Annotated in this window: 17 protein-coding genes; 14 read left to right on the top strand and 3 right to left on the bottom strand. The window is 31.5% G+C overall.

Features of this window, described 5'->3' with window-relative positions:
• The first annotated feature begins 76 nt into the window (after positions 1-76).
• The 6 genes from E9099_RS00985 (at position 77) to E9099_RS00960 (ending at position 5,793) form a co-directional block, all read left to right on the top strand.
• Positions 77-1,549 (top strand): restriction endonuclease, encoded by a 1,473-nt coding sequence (locus tag E9099_RS00985; RefSeq protein WP_136581888.1) that lies wholly within the window; start codon positions 77-79, stop codon positions 1,547-1,549.
• A 226-nt stretch (positions 1,550-1,775) separates the two neighbouring features.
• Entirely contained in the window at positions 1,776-2,681 is a 906-nt protein-coding gene (locus tag E9099_RS00980; protein WP_136581887.1) for a hypothetical protein, read from the top strand.
• Between the two features lie 216 nt (positions 2,682-2,897).
• A complete protein-coding gene (locus E9099_RS00975) occupies positions 2,898-3,887 on the top strand; it encodes a hypothetical protein (RefSeq protein WP_136581886.1) in 990 nt (329 codons plus the stop codon).
• 265 nt (positions 3,888-4,152) lie between these two features.
• The gene (locus E9099_RS00970; RefSeq protein ID WP_136581885.1) at positions 4,153-4,479 is read left to right on the top strand and encodes a DMT family transporter; all 327 of its coding nucleotides are present in this window, start codon (positions 4,153-4,155) and stop codon (positions 4,477-4,479) included.
• 793 nt (positions 4,480-5,272) lie between these two features.
• A complete protein-coding gene (locus tag E9099_RS00965) occupies positions 5,273-5,506 on the top strand; it encodes a type II toxin-antitoxin system ParD family antitoxin (RefSeq protein ID WP_136581884.1) in 234 nt (77 codons plus the stop codon).
• Positions 5,506-5,793 (top strand): type II toxin-antitoxin system RelE/ParE family toxin, encoded by a 288-nt coding sequence (locus E9099_RS00960; RefSeq protein WP_136581883.1) that lies wholly within the window; start codon positions 5,506-5,508, stop codon positions 5,791-5,793. Before E9099_RS00965 ends, E9099_RS00960 begins: the two co-directional genes overlap by 1 nt.
• A 92-nt stretch (positions 5,794-5,885) precedes the next feature.
• Here E9099_RS00960 and E9099_RS19595 read toward each other — a convergent pair whose 3' ends face one another.
• Complete coding sequence (locus tag E9099_RS19595) at positions 5,886-6,044, bottom strand: transposase (protein WP_136585100.1); 159 nt, start codon at positions 6,042-6,044, stop codon at positions 5,886-5,888.
• Positions 6,045-6,473: 429 nt separating this feature from the next.
• Here E9099_RS19595 and E9099_RS00950 point away from each other — a divergent pair, with 429 nt between their 5' ends.
• From E9099_RS00950 to E9099_RS00920, 7 genes are all read left to right on the top strand, one after another.
• Entirely contained in the window at positions 6,474-7,082 is a 609-nt protein-coding gene (locus E9099_RS00950) for a hypothetical protein (protein WP_136581882.1), read from the top strand.
• A 242-nt stretch (positions 7,083-7,324) separates the two neighbouring features.
• Positions 7,325-7,933, top strand: a complete 609-nt coding sequence (locus E9099_RS00945) for a hypothetical protein (protein ID WP_136581881.1) — start codon at positions 7,325-7,327, stop codon at positions 7,931-7,933.
• A gap of 286 nt (positions 7,934-8,219) precedes the next feature.
• Positions 8,220-8,597: a hypothetical protein gene (locus tag E9099_RS00940; protein WP_136581880.1), complete on the top strand. Its 378-nt coding sequence runs from the start codon at positions 8,220-8,222 to the stop codon at positions 8,595-8,597.
• A 163-nt stretch (positions 8,598-8,760) separates the two neighbouring features.
• Entirely contained in the window at positions 8,761-9,333 is a 573-nt protein-coding gene (locus E9099_RS00935; protein WP_136581879.1) for a hypothetical protein, read from the top strand.
• A gap of 219 nt (positions 9,334-9,552) precedes the next feature.
• A complete protein-coding gene (locus E9099_RS00930) occupies positions 9,553-10,143 on the top strand; it encodes an ASCH domain-containing protein (protein ID WP_136581878.1) in 591 nt (196 codons plus the stop codon).
• Between the two features lie 200 nt (positions 10,144-10,343).
• On the top strand, positions 10,344-10,595 hold the full coding sequence (locus tag E9099_RS00925; RefSeq protein WP_136581877.1) for a hypothetical protein: 252 nt from the start codon (positions 10,344-10,346) through the stop codon (positions 10,593-10,595).
• A gap of 1 nt (position 10,596) precedes the next feature.
• A complete protein-coding gene (locus tag E9099_RS00920; protein ID WP_136581876.1) occupies positions 10,597-10,905 on the top strand; it encodes a hypothetical protein in 309 nt (102 codons plus the stop codon).
• 108 nt (positions 10,906-11,013) lie between these two features.
• On the opposite strand, the gene E9099_RS00915 is transcribed toward E9099_RS00920, so the two are convergent.
• Positions 11,014-12,573, bottom strand: coding sequence for an IS1182 family transposase (locus tag E9099_RS00915; protein ID WP_136581875.1), 1,560 nt, complete (start codon positions 12,571-12,573; stop codon positions 11,014-11,016).
• A gap of 187 nt (positions 12,574-12,760) precedes the next feature.
• Here E9099_RS00915 and E9099_RS00910 point away from each other — a divergent pair, with 187 nt between their 5' ends.
• Positions 12,761-13,483: a hypothetical protein gene (locus E9099_RS00910; RefSeq protein ID WP_136581874.1), complete on the top strand. Its 723-nt coding sequence runs from the start codon at positions 12,761-12,763 to the stop codon at positions 13,481-13,483.
• A 108-nt stretch (positions 13,484-13,591) separates the two neighbouring features.
• On the opposite strand, the gene E9099_RS00905 is transcribed toward E9099_RS00910, so the two are convergent.
• Complete coding sequence (locus tag E9099_RS00905; RefSeq protein ID WP_136581873.1) at positions 13,592-15,151, bottom strand: IS1182 family transposase; 1,560 nt, start codon at positions 15,149-15,151, stop codon at positions 13,592-13,594.
• Between the last annotated feature and the right edge of the window lie 237 nt (positions 15,152-15,388).

Below are 15,388 nucleotides of genomic sequence, written 5' to 3'. Positions count from 1 at the left end.
ATTTTAACCTGTAGCCATATTTCAGGACAAGACATTTAAAAAATCCAATCGTTAAAAATTGACCATCTAAAATTTAATGGAAATATTATATCTAATTGGCGGGTTTATCGCACTTCTAGCAATTTGGAGTTTCTTCTCTAATTTTCTCGACAAGAAAAAAGAAAATAAGAAGAAATTAAACGAGTATCCTCAATTATTAAGGGAACTGTCAAACGAAAAATTACTAGCGAAAAAACATCAAGAAAATTATAAGAATGAAACTTTAAAAACAAAAGAACTTTCATCTAGCCTTTTAAAAAAAAAGGAAGAGTTTCAAAAACTACATAACGAAATTAGAATCAAGACTAATGATTTAGAAAAGGTAACTATATTTCTGACTAATGCTCACGAAGAGTTAGCAAAATTAGAGCAAAAAAATGAAGAATTAGTTTTTAAATTAGATGAACAAATAGATGAAAATGACACGCTAAAACTAAAACTAGATTTTTCCGATAAAAAATATATCACAGAAAACAGGACTCTTAATGAAGTACAACGAGAACGAGATAATTTCAAAAACGGTCTTGAAGAACAACATGATTTGTATTTAGCAATTCAGAGCAAAAGTCAAAATTCTGTTTCTAAAATCACATCAATGTATAGTGATTTCCTATTGTTAGAATATGATATTATCGCGAAACGATTAGAAAACAAGAAAAGACCGGCAATTGAAGAAAGTAAAAGGATAAAAGAACTTAAAACACAAAGTAAGTTCCATCTGGAACAATATCGTCAAATGTTATACAAATACGAATACCTACTAAATGTTTTTCCTGAGCTCACAAACTATGTAGATGATTTTGATACATTAAAACAACTTGAAGTCGCCAATTCGATTGATGACTTTAAAGAAGATTTCGATAATGTTCAAAATTATATTAGTAAAAAGGAATATTTAAGTTTAGATGAAAACATTAGAAACCAATTAGCTTTAGATAGATATCTAGACCCAGCAAGAAAAAACACTAATTGGCAAGTTGGTAGAGATTATGAACTTTACTGCGGGCTAACCTATGAAGAAAAAGGTTGGGACGTAGAATATTACGGAATGGAAAAAAAACTAAAAGACCTTGGGCGTGATTTAATTGTAAGAAAAGGAAATGAAGTTGAAATCATCCAATGTAAACTTTGGAAAAAGAGAACAATAATTCACGAAAAACACATATTACAATTATATGGCACCACAATTATTGACAAACTTGTTAATCCTGATTTGTTTAACGTTGTAACCCCTGTGTTTATAACCAATACTTCGCTATCTGAAACTGCCACAAAATTTGCTCAAATTTTGGGAGTACGAATTGAAAAGTGGGAAATGCAAGAATTCCCAAGAATCAAATGTAATATTGGAATTGACTCAAATGGACTTGAAAGTCGCATTTATCACTTACCCTTCGACCAACATTATGACAGAACTAAAATTAAAAATGGGCAAGGTTTTTTCGCAAAGAATATCGAAGAGGCTACTGAACAAGGGTTCAGGAGGTCATACAAATATTATGGAAAATAAAACGTGCTACAACAAAGCCTAAACGTAATGCGGACTTTAGGTCTTAAACGCTAAGGTCTGTGTATATTTATAATGTCGCTAAATCTTATGGATTTAGCTTTGAACAAAAAAAGAAAAAGCAAAACAATAAGCTTTAGCTTCGTGCGCAGACGGAAACGAAAAGTTTCCTTGCCTCCGCACTACGCTTAGCCCAACCGTTGTAAGTCATTACCAAAAAAAAACTAAAATGAGTATACTAAAGAAAATATTCGGAAATAAATCTACTCACAACAAACCTAAATTGAAAAAACAATATCTGGCTGGATGGGAAGTCAATTTAGATGGAAAAGAGCATTGTCTCAGTTTTATCGAAACACAAATAACCGATAAACAAACGGCTGAAAGTATGTATTCTCATATCATTTTGACATATGATGAAAATAATTTTTTAGAATTTGCAGAGTCAAGAGATGAAGACGAAAACAACGAAGAGTTAATAATTAGAGATGACCAAATAAAATATAGAGATTTAAGAATTAATAAGATTTTCAATTTTGAAAAAGCTAAAAATGGAGAAAACTGGATTGGTGGGAATATACCATCAGACTTCTTAATTCCAAAAAACACTTGTCCTGGTTCTTTTCAATATCTAGGAAAATTGAGCAAAGAAAGTAAAGCTTATGATTGGCTTCCATTTGACATAAACCTCATTTGTCCAATATATTTAGACTTAGATAAAATATGGTTAGATTACTCAGAACCGAATTCTCCTAAAATATTGAATATAGAAGAGGTAAACTCTCTTTCTACAGCCTATGATGATTTAAATGCAGATTCATTTATAGAATATGAACAAGTCCGTTTTACAACTAAAGAAGATAAAGCTATTGGTTATGAAATTGGATTTTCTGGCATACCTAACTGGATTCAATATTCGGATATTCCAAAATGCCCTAAAACACAAAAAACAATGAGATTTCTATGTCAATTACAGAGTAGTGATGAGATAAAAACTAAGGAAACTAATATTAAACCCACAGACGAATGGTACAAGCAATACTTTGAAAAAATGAACTTTTGGGGTGACGGGGATTTGTTTGTGTTCTTTGAGCCTGAATCAAAAATTGCTTGTTATATGATTCAAAACACTTAAAAATAAACGACTTACAACACGGTGTATAAAACATAGCTAATAAGTGCTAAACCGAAAGATTTGTGCTTATTTACAAAGACCGCCAAATTTTTAATTTGGCTTTAAAACTGAAAAGTTAAATCAAAATATAAAAAATTGGCTCTGTGCTAAACCGAAAATGTAGTTTCTTTTTATACGCTACGATTTCATACACGAGACGTTGGCAAACATTAAAATATGATAACAAATTCTAATATTATAGATTTTAATTCGAAAAGAAAATATTTACATTTTGTAAAAAACTATAAGAATCTATTATTTACAATACAAGAAGATACAATTTTAACAATTTGGAAAATTGAAGACTCTTTTCAGCTAAAGAAAGTAGTAAAGGTACCGCTAGCAGAACGTTTTTATGAACCTAATTTTCAATTTATAGATGATACCCTTTTGTTAAGGGGCAACAGAGGAAATAGAATTGCAATTATAGACTTTCAAGATCTTGATAGTCCTACCGTCATAATTAAGGAAAGAGAAATGGGCTATATAAAAGGTGCCTGTATAGCAAAAGGTAAATTATACACTCAAATTTCTTCTATTTATAATAAAGACTATAGGTTTGAGGTTTCTGATATTCCAACTACTGACAACACAGATCCAATATCAAAAATCGTTATACCAGATACAGATGAAGAATCTTCAGCTTTTTACTCTTTAGTTTTTAATGAGACCATTTATTGGGTTAATCAAGATTCTATATTTTTAATGGATATCTCAGAACCAGACTCTCCAAAATCAATAGTAACAAAAAAAATAGTTGATTTAGGAATAGGGTATCCAATACTACTATCAGATAATAAAATGATCGTTTTTGAGATTGCAGGTGATGTAAGAATTGGGTTAAATTATTTAGACATTGCAAGTAATAGTGTAAAAAGAAAAGAAAAAGGGTTATTTAAAAATCACTGCATTAGAGGTTGGCAGTTAATAGAGGAAAAATTATATATCGTACATTTAGACTTCAAAAAAATCAATAACGAGCGAAAATATAAAACCTATTTAAGTTGTGTTGACGTAAGTAGTAACCTCGTTATCAACTTCACAAAAGAACTACCTATTATAGAGGTTTATGGTGAAGATAATACAAGGATAGTTTGGTATTATATAAGTAATAACAAACACATTTTCCTTCAAGGAAATGGAACTTTTTATGAGTTACCTTTCTAAAAAACGATTTGCCAACAATGGCTATAATTAATACGGGGTTTGGTACTTAGCCCAAAGTTTAGTGTGTTTTTATAAAGTCCGCCAAATCTTTTGATTTGGCTTTAAACAAAAAAGATAAAACAAAATAAAAAGTTTTGGCTAAGTGATTAATTCGAAATTAATCGCTTTTTAATCCCGTACTAACCATAGTCGAGACGTTGGCAGTAATGCAAAAATAAACAGAAATTGAATATTGACAGACAGCGCAAAAAGAAAATAATTACGAATGAATTGGATACTATTAATAATTGCAGGACTATTTGAAGTAGCTTTTGCAGCTTGTCTTGGAAAAGCAAAAGAATCAACAGGAATTGAAACAACTTATTGGTACATAGGATTCTTGATTTGTTTAGGAATAAGTATGTTTCTTCTAGTAAAAGTGACTCAACAACTACCGATAGGAACTGCATATGCAGTTTGGACAGGAATTGGTGCTGTAGGAACAGTTTTGATTGGAATTCTGATTTTTAAAGAACCAGCGACTTTTTGGCGACTATTTTTCATTATGACATTAATAGCCTCAATTATCGGACTAAAAGTAGTCTCAAATTAATCGGACTTTTAAAAAATAAAAGCACATACTGCCAACACCGGTAACCGTTGCACAACCCCTTAAAAAAGCATAAAAACAGCTTAAAATCTTTGATTTTAAGCTGTTTTTAATTTTGATACGCCGTATTTTCTCTAAAATACAATGCGACAGCAGTTTTCTATCACTGTTGATATTCTCAAACTAACCAACTAAACAGAATTTGAAAAACACCATGGGATCTAAACTTTTTTGTCCACAGTTTCCGTAATAGATTTTTGTCTGATTCTGTATAAATTCTAAATCTAAAACAGAAGATAATCATCTATAAAAATTGGCTTGAGGAACCCACCGACGCAACTGGAAATTGTTGAATAATGTCTCTTGATATATTTTTGTGCCTTGCAGTATTAAATAGACGTAATTTCTATATCTTTAACAACACGTTGTGCAACAGGGACAATGTGTGTAATTAATGCGAGGTTTGGTGCTTTACCAAAGTTTAGTGTACATTTACTAAGTCCGTCAAATCATTTTCATTTGACTTTTCAACAAAACAAGATAAAGGCAAACAAAATGCTTTGCCTCGTGCTAAACTAAAAGTCTTCTTACTTTAAACCCCCACACGAATCATACACGTACGTGCAATGGATCTATAATTCTAAAACACGTTATAGTTCTCTTCTTTTTCTATATAAAGATATTTATTACAAACTAAAGAAACACGTTGGTAACTATAAAATTGAGAAACTCAAACTGAACATTAAATTTGCTGTATTATCTTTTTTGGTGTAAATTAGCACCAAAACAAAATATTATGGCAAGACAGAGCATTTCATTCACTCAACCGAATGATGAGTGGTTGAAAAATCAAGTTGACAAAAAAGAATATTCTACCAAAAGTGAACTTGTGAACGATTTAATTAGACAAGCAAGAAAACAGCAGAGCCAAATTGACTGGATTAGTGCCAAATTAGAAAAAGCCGAAAATAGCGGATTTACAAATTTAAGTAAAGAACAAATATTAGCGGAATCAAAGTCATTAATTTAATGACTCAGTATAAACTAAGTAACTTAGCGAAAGAAGACTTAATAAGAATACATAAATACGGAGTTGAAAAGTTTGGAATGACACAAGCTGATAAGTATTTCGATACTTTGTTTGAGAACTTTGATACTATTGTTGAAAATCCATTTTATTTTGAATCTGTAGATTATATAAAAATAGGATATAGACGTTGTGTTTCTGGCTCTGATAGTATTTATTACAAAGTGAATAATAATATCGTTGAAATTATGGCAATAATTGGAAAACAAGATTTGAAAAATATTCTCTGAAATAAAAATTACAGTTGCCAACACCGGTAATCGTTGCACAACCCCTTAAAAAAGCATAAAAACAGCTTAGAATCTTTGATTTTAAGCTGTTTTTAATTTTGATACGCCGTATTTTCTATAAAATACAATAATAGTTTTCTATCGCTAGTGATATTCTCTAAATAACCAACTAAACAGAATTTGAAAAACACTACGGGATCTAAACTTTTTTGTCCACAGTTTCCGTAATAGCTTTTTGTCTGATTCTGTATAAATTCTAAATCTAAAACAGAATATAATCATCTATAAAAATTGTCTTGGGGAACCCGACGAAGCAACTGGAAATTTTTGAATAATGTCTCTTGATATATTTTTGTGCCTTGCATTACTAAATTTCTATATCTTTAACAGCACGTTGTGCAACAGGCGTAATGTATAAATATAATTGGACAATAAGTGTTTAAAGCAATGGCAAAGGCACTTTTGTGTGGTCTCCAAATTTTTAAATTTGGCGTATTGATAAAAAAAGATAATAAGAAAAATTTAAAAATTCGGCTTGTGTTTAAACGAATGGTTGTCGTCTTTTTTCGCCCTACTATCTAAAGTTACTTATAAGTTGTACAACTCTAACCCATTTGGTGGTTACACAAAACAAGACCACTTAACAAAAACAAGAGAAGACATCTCAATACTGTATTAACATGAAAAAAATCTCTATTCTAATTACATTTCTCAGTGTTTTAGGTTGTAATACCTCTTACCAATCGCCTCCATTTTTACTGACAGAAGAAGTGTACACATTAAAAAATGCTGAAAAAGAAGCTCCTTTTCCTCACCCTAACACAAATTATTCCAGTGAGGATAATGAGTATTTTTTATACAATTATCCCGAAAGTGTTTCCGATAATCCTAAACAATGGACAATAATAAAAGATAAATATGCCTATACAGTATTATATTATTTAATTTTTAAAGAAGAAAACAAAACATATTTATTCCGATCAATAAATAAACATATTAATCAAGAAATCACAAACCCCGAGCAATACCATACGTTTTTAAAAAAACAAGGTTATTCTGATTATAAAGTGATTGACACTACATCAACAATTTTCTCTGGTCCTTATCTTAAAATGCATACTATTCTATTAGAATACGGTGGAATTAGACACCAAATCAGATTTAAGAGAAAAGAAATTACTGTTGAATCTTATCTTAAATCGCAACAAAACTATTGGGAGAGTAAAGGAAAATTTATGTTAGACACACCCAAAGAAATTATTGATAAATGGGTTAAAGAAAATAACTGATATTACTAAAATAATTTCAAATACATCTCGTCTTATGGTAATACTAAAAATTAATTAGCCTTGACGTATTAAAAAATCAGTTTAAAAGTGGGTTGAGTTGCAGTCTAGTTACAAGATGTATATTACCCCTTTGTTTGATTAATTTGTATGTTAAGTTAACTCTTTTTGTACCTAAAACTTACCTAATAGTTCAATAAGCAATTAGCCAAAAATAGAGAAGACATCTCAATACTGTATTAAAAATGAAACGAATCACTATTATAATTATATTTCTGAGTGTTTTAGGTTGTAATACCTCTTACCAATCGCCTCCATTTTTATGGACAGAAGAGGTTTACACATTAAAAAATGCTGAAAAAGAAGCTCCTTTTTTGCATGAATACAGATATAATTTAACTAATGGTAAAGAGTATCTTTTATATAATTACCCCGAAAGTGTTTCCATTAACCCTAAAAAATGGACCATACTAAAAGATAAATATGCGTACACACAATTGTATTATTATGTCTGTAAAGAAGAAAACAAAACATATTTATTCCGATCAATGTGTAAATATCTTGAACAAGAAATTACAAACCCCGAGCAATACCATGCGTTTTTAAAAAAGGAAGGCTATTCTGATTATAAAGTGATTGACACTACATCAACAATTTTCTATGGTCCTTATCTTAAAAGGCATACTATTCTATTAGAATACGGTGGAATTAGACACCAAATCAGATTTACGAGAAAAGAAATTACTGTTGAATCTTATCTTAAATCGCAACAAAACTATTGGGAGAGTAAAGGAAAATTTATGTTAGACACACCCAAAGAAATTATTGATAAATGGGTTAAAGAAAATAACTGATATTACTAAAATAATTTCAAATACATCTCGTCTTATGGTAATACTAAAAATTAATTAGCCTTGACGTATTAAAAAATCAGTTTAAAAGTGGGTTGAGTTGTAGTCTAGTTACAAGATGTATATTACCCCTTTGTTTGATTAATTTGTATGTTAAGTTAACTCTTTTTGTACCTAAAACTTACCTAATAGTTCAATAAGCAATTAGCCAAAAATAGAGAAGACATCTCAATACTGTATTAAAAATGAAACAAATCACTATTATAATTATATTTCTGAGTGTTTTAAAATGAAAAACAGCATTACCTCTTTTCTGCTTTTAATTTTAGTTTTTAGTTGTTCGAAAAATGATTTTTTGGACACTAAACTACGCTTTGAAACTGATAAAGAAACATATCTTACTAATGACAAATTTGAACTGAAAATTTTTGTCTATCCAACAAAAGAGGATAAAACCATCAGATTCAATAAAAATCTAAATAATCTCAATATTACATTTTTTTCAACTGAAGAACACTCTGAATTCCATCAAGAATTAAAAAAGCACTGTGATTCTGGACAGATGGCAATGATGAAAAAAGGAAAATCGACCGAACAAATTCTTAAAAAAAAATGGAATAAAAACGGTTTACAACATGGTATAAAAAACATAGGGCGTTTGTGCTAAACCAAAGTTCTGTGCTTTTTTACATAGTCCGCTAAATATAAAATTTGGCAGTTAAAATAAAAAGATAAAAGCAAAATAGTTATATTTAACTAAGTTATAAACTGAAACAAAGTGCTTATTATCTGGCCTACGTTTCATTACCAATCTGTTGTAAAACATTGAAATGAAAAAGTACTATTCAATATTATTATTATTATTATTAATATCAATAACTCTAATGTCTTGTATTAATAAGACCCAGAAAAAATATGCGACAATTACAAATATTCCAAAAAAGGAAAATTCAGTAAAAACAAATGAAACATATTCTGAATTATTTAATGTGGAATTAGTTGGTCTAACTATTGACTCTAAGAATAAAGAAAAATATCTTATTGATTTTTTGTCATATTGTATGTGTGATTCTCCTTCAATTTTATTAAAACAAAAAAAAGCATACTTATTCCCTTATTGTAGAGGTGATAAGGATTCTTTACCTCCATTTTCAAAGAGTAAATTTTACACCTACAATATTATCAAAAAAGAAGAATTGAGTAATGGAATATCAATTGACTTAAAAAACAATATTGGAGAAAAATTAAATCTACTTTTTTTGAAAACAGAAAATAAACTAGTATATAAAATTAAAGTAGTTGGTGAGTTTCCGCATAGTTATATTGGAGCTAGATTAACAGATTTTTTCACTTTTAAAGAGAATAAATTTGAAATTGAAGATTGTGGTGACTTTGATGGGTAAAACGTTTTAAATCAATAGCTATAATTAATTCTAATTTTTGTGCATAACCCAAAGTTTAGTGTCTTTTTATAAAGCCAGTCCAATCGTTTTTATTTATCTTTTTACAGAAAAAAAGAAGAGCTAGCAAAGTGCTTTGCTTGATACTAAACTAAAAGTCTTCAGTCTTGCAATTGCTGCACTAAACATACATCCAATGTTGGTATTAATACTGAGTAATCTATGAAACAATTAACAATTGTCCTTTTTTTGATTTTTATTAGTTGTAAAGACAAATCAAAAACAAAAACCAATTCGGAAATAGAAACGGAAAAAGAAGTGCAAATGGACACTGAAAATGAACTTGACGAATCCGTTTATGAAATGTGGAGTGATTTTAAGAAATCAAATCCTGAATTTAAAAAAGAAGCACTACCCAATACAGAATTTTTTGATAATAGTGAAGAAGATTATCATCGATTTGCCGACCTAATTGTTGACGGAAAAAAGAAAGCAAGTTCTGGTTTATACATTTGGTATAAAGAAGTAAATGTTGACTTACCAAAAAAAGGAACAAAACTTATTGTAACGGATTATAACGGAAAAGCGCGAGCAATAATTGAGACCAAAAAGGTAGACACAATGCCATTCAATCAGATTACCAAAGATTATGCTCAATTAGATATGGGAACAAACATTAAACCGCTCGAAAATTGGAAAAAAGCACATTGGGAGTTTTTTGCTAACACACTGGACGAAAACGGACAAAAAGCAACAGATAAAGTATTAGTCGTTTGCGAATGGTTTGAAACAATCTGGCCGAAAAAGTACTAATCTATTGTCTTTATAATAACAGATTATCTTCAAAAGAACTACGTAGTTATACGTATTGTGAGACCGTTTTATAAATTGTAGCTTAGCTTTTTAAAACCAAGTCAAGAACTAAAGGTGCGGATATCCCGTAATATTTACGGTATATCCGGAACATAGGTACTTATATAACGAGTTGTAGCACATTTGAGAAAACTCACGAATTGAAAAGAAAAACAGGAATTTTAATATTAATAATCGGAATTTTAATCGTCTCGAAATTCTGGGTTGGAATCTATACTCACGATGAATTTGGAGGAAAAAATATTTTTATTAAACATAGACCAATTTGGAAAACGTTTTTCTATTCGCCAAGAGGAATGAGTGATTTAAAACTATCTGAAATGTCGACTGAAAAGCAAAATGAACAAATACTATTCGATGAATTTGTTTTAGAAAATCAAACAATCGAATAAAATGAAAATTAAATATTGCTGGAGATGTAAAATGGAAATTCCAATGTTGGATAAAGAAGAGTTTGCAATCGCTTCCGAATTATACTCTAACGGATTTAAAATAGCAAAAGCGGATAGAAAAGAGAGATTTAAAGAATTATTGGAATACTATAATAATTTGACTGGATTTGGAGAAACTGAACCGAATGCGATTATGCATCACTCACTTGAACAAATTGGACCTGATTGTGAAAATTGCGGAAAACCATACAGAACACCAAAAGCAAAATTGTGTGCGAATTGCGGGAATAAAAGGAAAGTTGAGGAATAAAAACGTGCTACAACACCGGTAACCGTTGCACAACCCCTTAAAAAACATAAAAACAGCTTAAAATCTTTGATTTTAAGCTGTTTTTAATTTTGACTCTCCGTATTTTCTCTAAAATGCAAGTGGCTTAAAACATTGCATTCGAAGGCTTATTAGGTGGTTTTTGATGCTTTTAATAAAAGCAAGTAGTCCCGCTATACTTTCTGGCAGGTTTTTCATATATTTTAAATACTTTTTAAGATTATAGGCTGTTGCGGATAGATGCATACACTTATTAGCTTGTTTAATCCCAAGGGTATTTACTTTTCCCATGCCTAAAAACTGAGTTAGTGTACCAAAAACAGGCTCTACCGTGCTTTGTCGTTTTCCTTTCATATAGCTTCCTTTTTTACTATCAACTCGTACTATATTCCGCATGTATTCTGCGCGGTAATACGTTACGGAAAATGACTTTTCTTGTGCCGTTTTGCTTAAGCAAGCGCTTCGTATTGGGCAATCTATACAAAGTTTTTTTGAACCTCTATAGGCCTTCTTTTTGGTGTTGCTCTTCTTTTCGTAAAACACCTTTTTAAAGGGGATAATCTTACCTTGAGGGCAGGTGTAGTGATCTTCTTTTTCATTATAAATAAATTCATCTGGTCCTCCTTTAAAGGTGCCGTGTGGCGGAATGTAACTGGTAATATCCTGCTTTTCTAAAAAAGCATAATTCTCGCCACTACTGTAACCGGTATCCGCGAGACAGTTGTCTATGGTAAGACCAGATTGCCATAAGCGTCTTTTTACTCGCAATACAATATCTGGTAAATGCTGACTGTCTTTGCCATCGGCATGATAGGCCTTGATGTCACTTATTACATGATGTGCGGCATCTACCGTGAGCTGACTTGAATAGTTTAGTTTTCTTGCTTTTCCTGGTTTTACACTTATACGAGCATCGGGATCGGTTGGACTGTAATGCGTTTTATTACTAGTATAACGCGAGCCTTTATTTCCTGCTCCAGGACGATGGTTTTGATCTTTTGACCATTTTTTGTTTCGGCTTTTTATCGCTTGTAATTCCTGACGGCTTGCTGATAATTCTTGTTGCGATTTTGGGGCTTTATTAACTTTGGCTGATCGAAGTGGCACTGCTTTATCTCTATTGCTTATATGTCGTACGGCGTGTAAATGAGCTTCTAGATCTTCTTCTGGCACTTTAAGTTCTAAGCTATCCATCGAAGCATTTGCTTTTACAGGTGCGGCGTCTATAACTTGGGTGTGGCCACTTACCATTTGCATGTCTACGCACATTTTGAAAACATGAGTAAATAGACTTTCAAAAACTGACTCTGGATACAGTTGATGTGTTCTACTTAACGTAGAATGCCATGGTAATTCTTCATCGATATCATAGCCAAGAAAATAAAGAATATCCAGTCGAAGACTACAATGTAATACCAGTTTTCTGTCGCTAGTGATATTCTCTAAATACCCCACTAAACAGAATTTGAAAAACACCACGGGATCTAAACTTTTTTGTCCACAGTTTCCGTAATAGATTTTTGTTTGATTCCGTAGAAATTCTAAGTCTAAAATTTCTGATAATCGTCTATAAAAATTGTCTTGGGGAACCCGACGACTCAACTGGAAATTGTTGAATAATTTCTCCTGATATATTTTTGTGCCTTGCATAACTAAATATACGAAATTTCTATATCTTTAACAACACGTTGTGCAACAGGCACACCGTATAAAAATAATTGCGGCTTAGTGCTTAATCAAAGGTCGTTGCGTGTTTGTAACGTCTGATTTTCCTTCGGAAAATCCTCGCATACAAACCCGCAACTATTCTTATACATAAACGTTAGGCACAATTAAAATGGAGAACGTAAATTGGAATTTAATAACGAATATTTTATTAACAGTTTTTACTGGTGTATACGTATATCTGACTTTTAGGTTACTAAAATCCACCAAAGACTCAAGCAAAAATCAAGAAAGAATTAGTGCACTTCCTCTATTTGAATGCAGAATTGACTTAAAAAAAGGAAAGAAAGTTTTAAAAATATCTAATATCTCAAGCAATCCTGCATTTGATGTTGATATTTGGTTTTACACAATCTTATTTGACGAATCAATTAGCAAAAGAGAATTACTTAACAAGTATTTATTTAAGGATAAAAAGAACAAAATTAAAAAGACAGATAAAGTAAAATTATTAGAGGACGAACAATATTGCCTCTTTGAAAGAAGTCTGCACGCGAATTTACCAGGGAAACGCAAAATCGAATATACTATTGAATATCCAATTGAATGTGACCAATTTGAAATAATATTACAATATCGAGACCATATAGGAAATAATTACACTCAACTTTATTGGATATTTAACGAAAACGGAAGATTTAGATTAGGATTTGTTTACCCAAAAACAATACAGAAAGCTGAACGAATTGAAATGGATGATGCAGAAAGTTTGAATGTAAAAAATATACCAGAAAGATTTCATTACACATTAAAAAGACACCTTTTCGGAATAATGGCAAATCACTTATTAGAAAATAATGATAATTCAGTTGAGGATAGATGGGAAATAAAATAAAACTGTGCCTAACACCGGTAACCGTTGCACAACCCCTTAAAAAAGCATAAAAACAGCTTAAAATCTTTGATTTTAAGCTGTTTTTAATTTTAATACGTCATATTTTATCTAAAATGCAAGTGGCTTAAAACATAGTATTCTAAGGCTTATTAGGTGGTTTTTGGTGCTTTTAATAAAAGCAAGTAGTCCCGCTATACTTTCTGGTAAGTTTTTCATATATTTTAAATACTTTTTAAGATTATAGGCTGTTGCGGATAGATGCATACATTTATTAGCTTGTTTAATCCCAAGGGTATTCACTTTTCCCATGCCTAAAAACTGGGTTAGTGTACCAAATACGGGCTCTACCGTACTTTGTCGTTTTCCTTTCATATAGCTTCCTTTTTTACTATCAACTCGTGCTATATTCCGGAGGTATTCTGCGCGGTAATACGTTACGGAAAATGACTTTTCTTGTGCCGTTTTGCTTAAACAAGCGCTTCGTATTGGGCAATCTATACAAAGTTTTTTTGAACCTCTATAGGCCTTCTTTTTGGTGTTGCTCTTCTTTTCGTAAAACACCTTTTTAAAGGGGATAATCTTCCCTTGAGGGCAGGTGTAGTGATCTTCTTTTTCATTATAAATAAATTCATCTGGTCCTCCTTTAAAGGTGCCGTGTGGCGGAATGTAACTGGTAATATCCTGCTTTTCTAAAAAAGCATAATTCTCGCCACTACTGTAACCGGTATCCGCGAGACAGGTGTCTATGGTAAGACCAGATTGCCATAAGCGTCGTTTTACTCGCAATACAATATCTGGTAAATGCTGACTGTCTTTGCCATCGGCATGATAGGCCTTGATGTCACTTATTACATGATGTGCGGCATCTACCGTGAGCTGACTTGAATAGTTTAGTTTTCTTGCTTTTCCTGGTTTTACACTTATGCGAGCATCGGGGTCGGTTGGACTGTAATGCGTTTTATTACTCGTATAACGGGAACCTTTATTTCCTGCTCCAGGACGATGGTTTTGATCTTTTGACCATTTTTTGTTTCGGCTCTTTATCGCTTGTAATTCCTGACGGCTTGCTGATAATTCTTGCTGCGATTTTGGGGCTTTATTAACTTTGGCTGATCGAAATGGTACCGCTTTATCTCTATTGCTTATATGTCGTACTGCGCGTAAATGAGCTTCTAAATCTTCTTCTGGCACTTTAAGTTCTAAGCTATCCATCGAAGCGTTTGCTTTTACAGGTGCGGCGTCGATAACTTGGGTATGACCACTTACCATATGCATGTCTACGCACATTTTGAAAACATGAGTAAATAGATTTTCAAAAACTGACTCTGGGTACAGTTGATGTGTTCTACTTAACGTAGAATGCCATGGTAATTCTTCATCGATATCATAGCCAAGAAAATACAGAATATCCAGTCGAAGACTACAATGTAACACCAATTTTCTATCGCTGGTGATATTCTCTAAATAACCAACTAAACAGAATTTGAAAAACACCACGGGATCTAAACTTTTTTGTCCACAGTTTCCGTAATAGATTTTTGTTTGATTCCGTAGAAATTCTAAGTCTAAAATTTCTGATAATCGTCTATAAAAATTGTCTTGGGGAACCCGACGACTCAACTGGAAATTGTTGAATAATTTCTCTTGATATATTTTTGTGCCTTGCATTATTAAATATACGAAATTTCTATATCTTTAACAACACGTTGTGCAACAGGCACACCGTATAAAAATAATTACGGTTTAGTGCTTAATCAAAGGTCGTTGCGTGTTTGTAACGTCTGATTTTCCTTCGGAAAATCCTCGCATACAAACCCGCAACTATTCTTATACATAAACGTTAGCAAACAGTTGAACACATTATAGGAATTGATAAATTAGAACATTTAAGAAAAATACCAAAGG

This window comes from Psychroserpens sp. NJDZ02 (assembly GCF_004843725.1).
In the GTDB taxonomy this organism is placed as follows: domain Bacteria; phylum Bacteroidota; class Bacteroidia; order Flavobacteriales; family Flavobacteriaceae; genus Olleya.
This window is presented reverse-complemented; position numbering and strand designations above follow the sequence as displayed.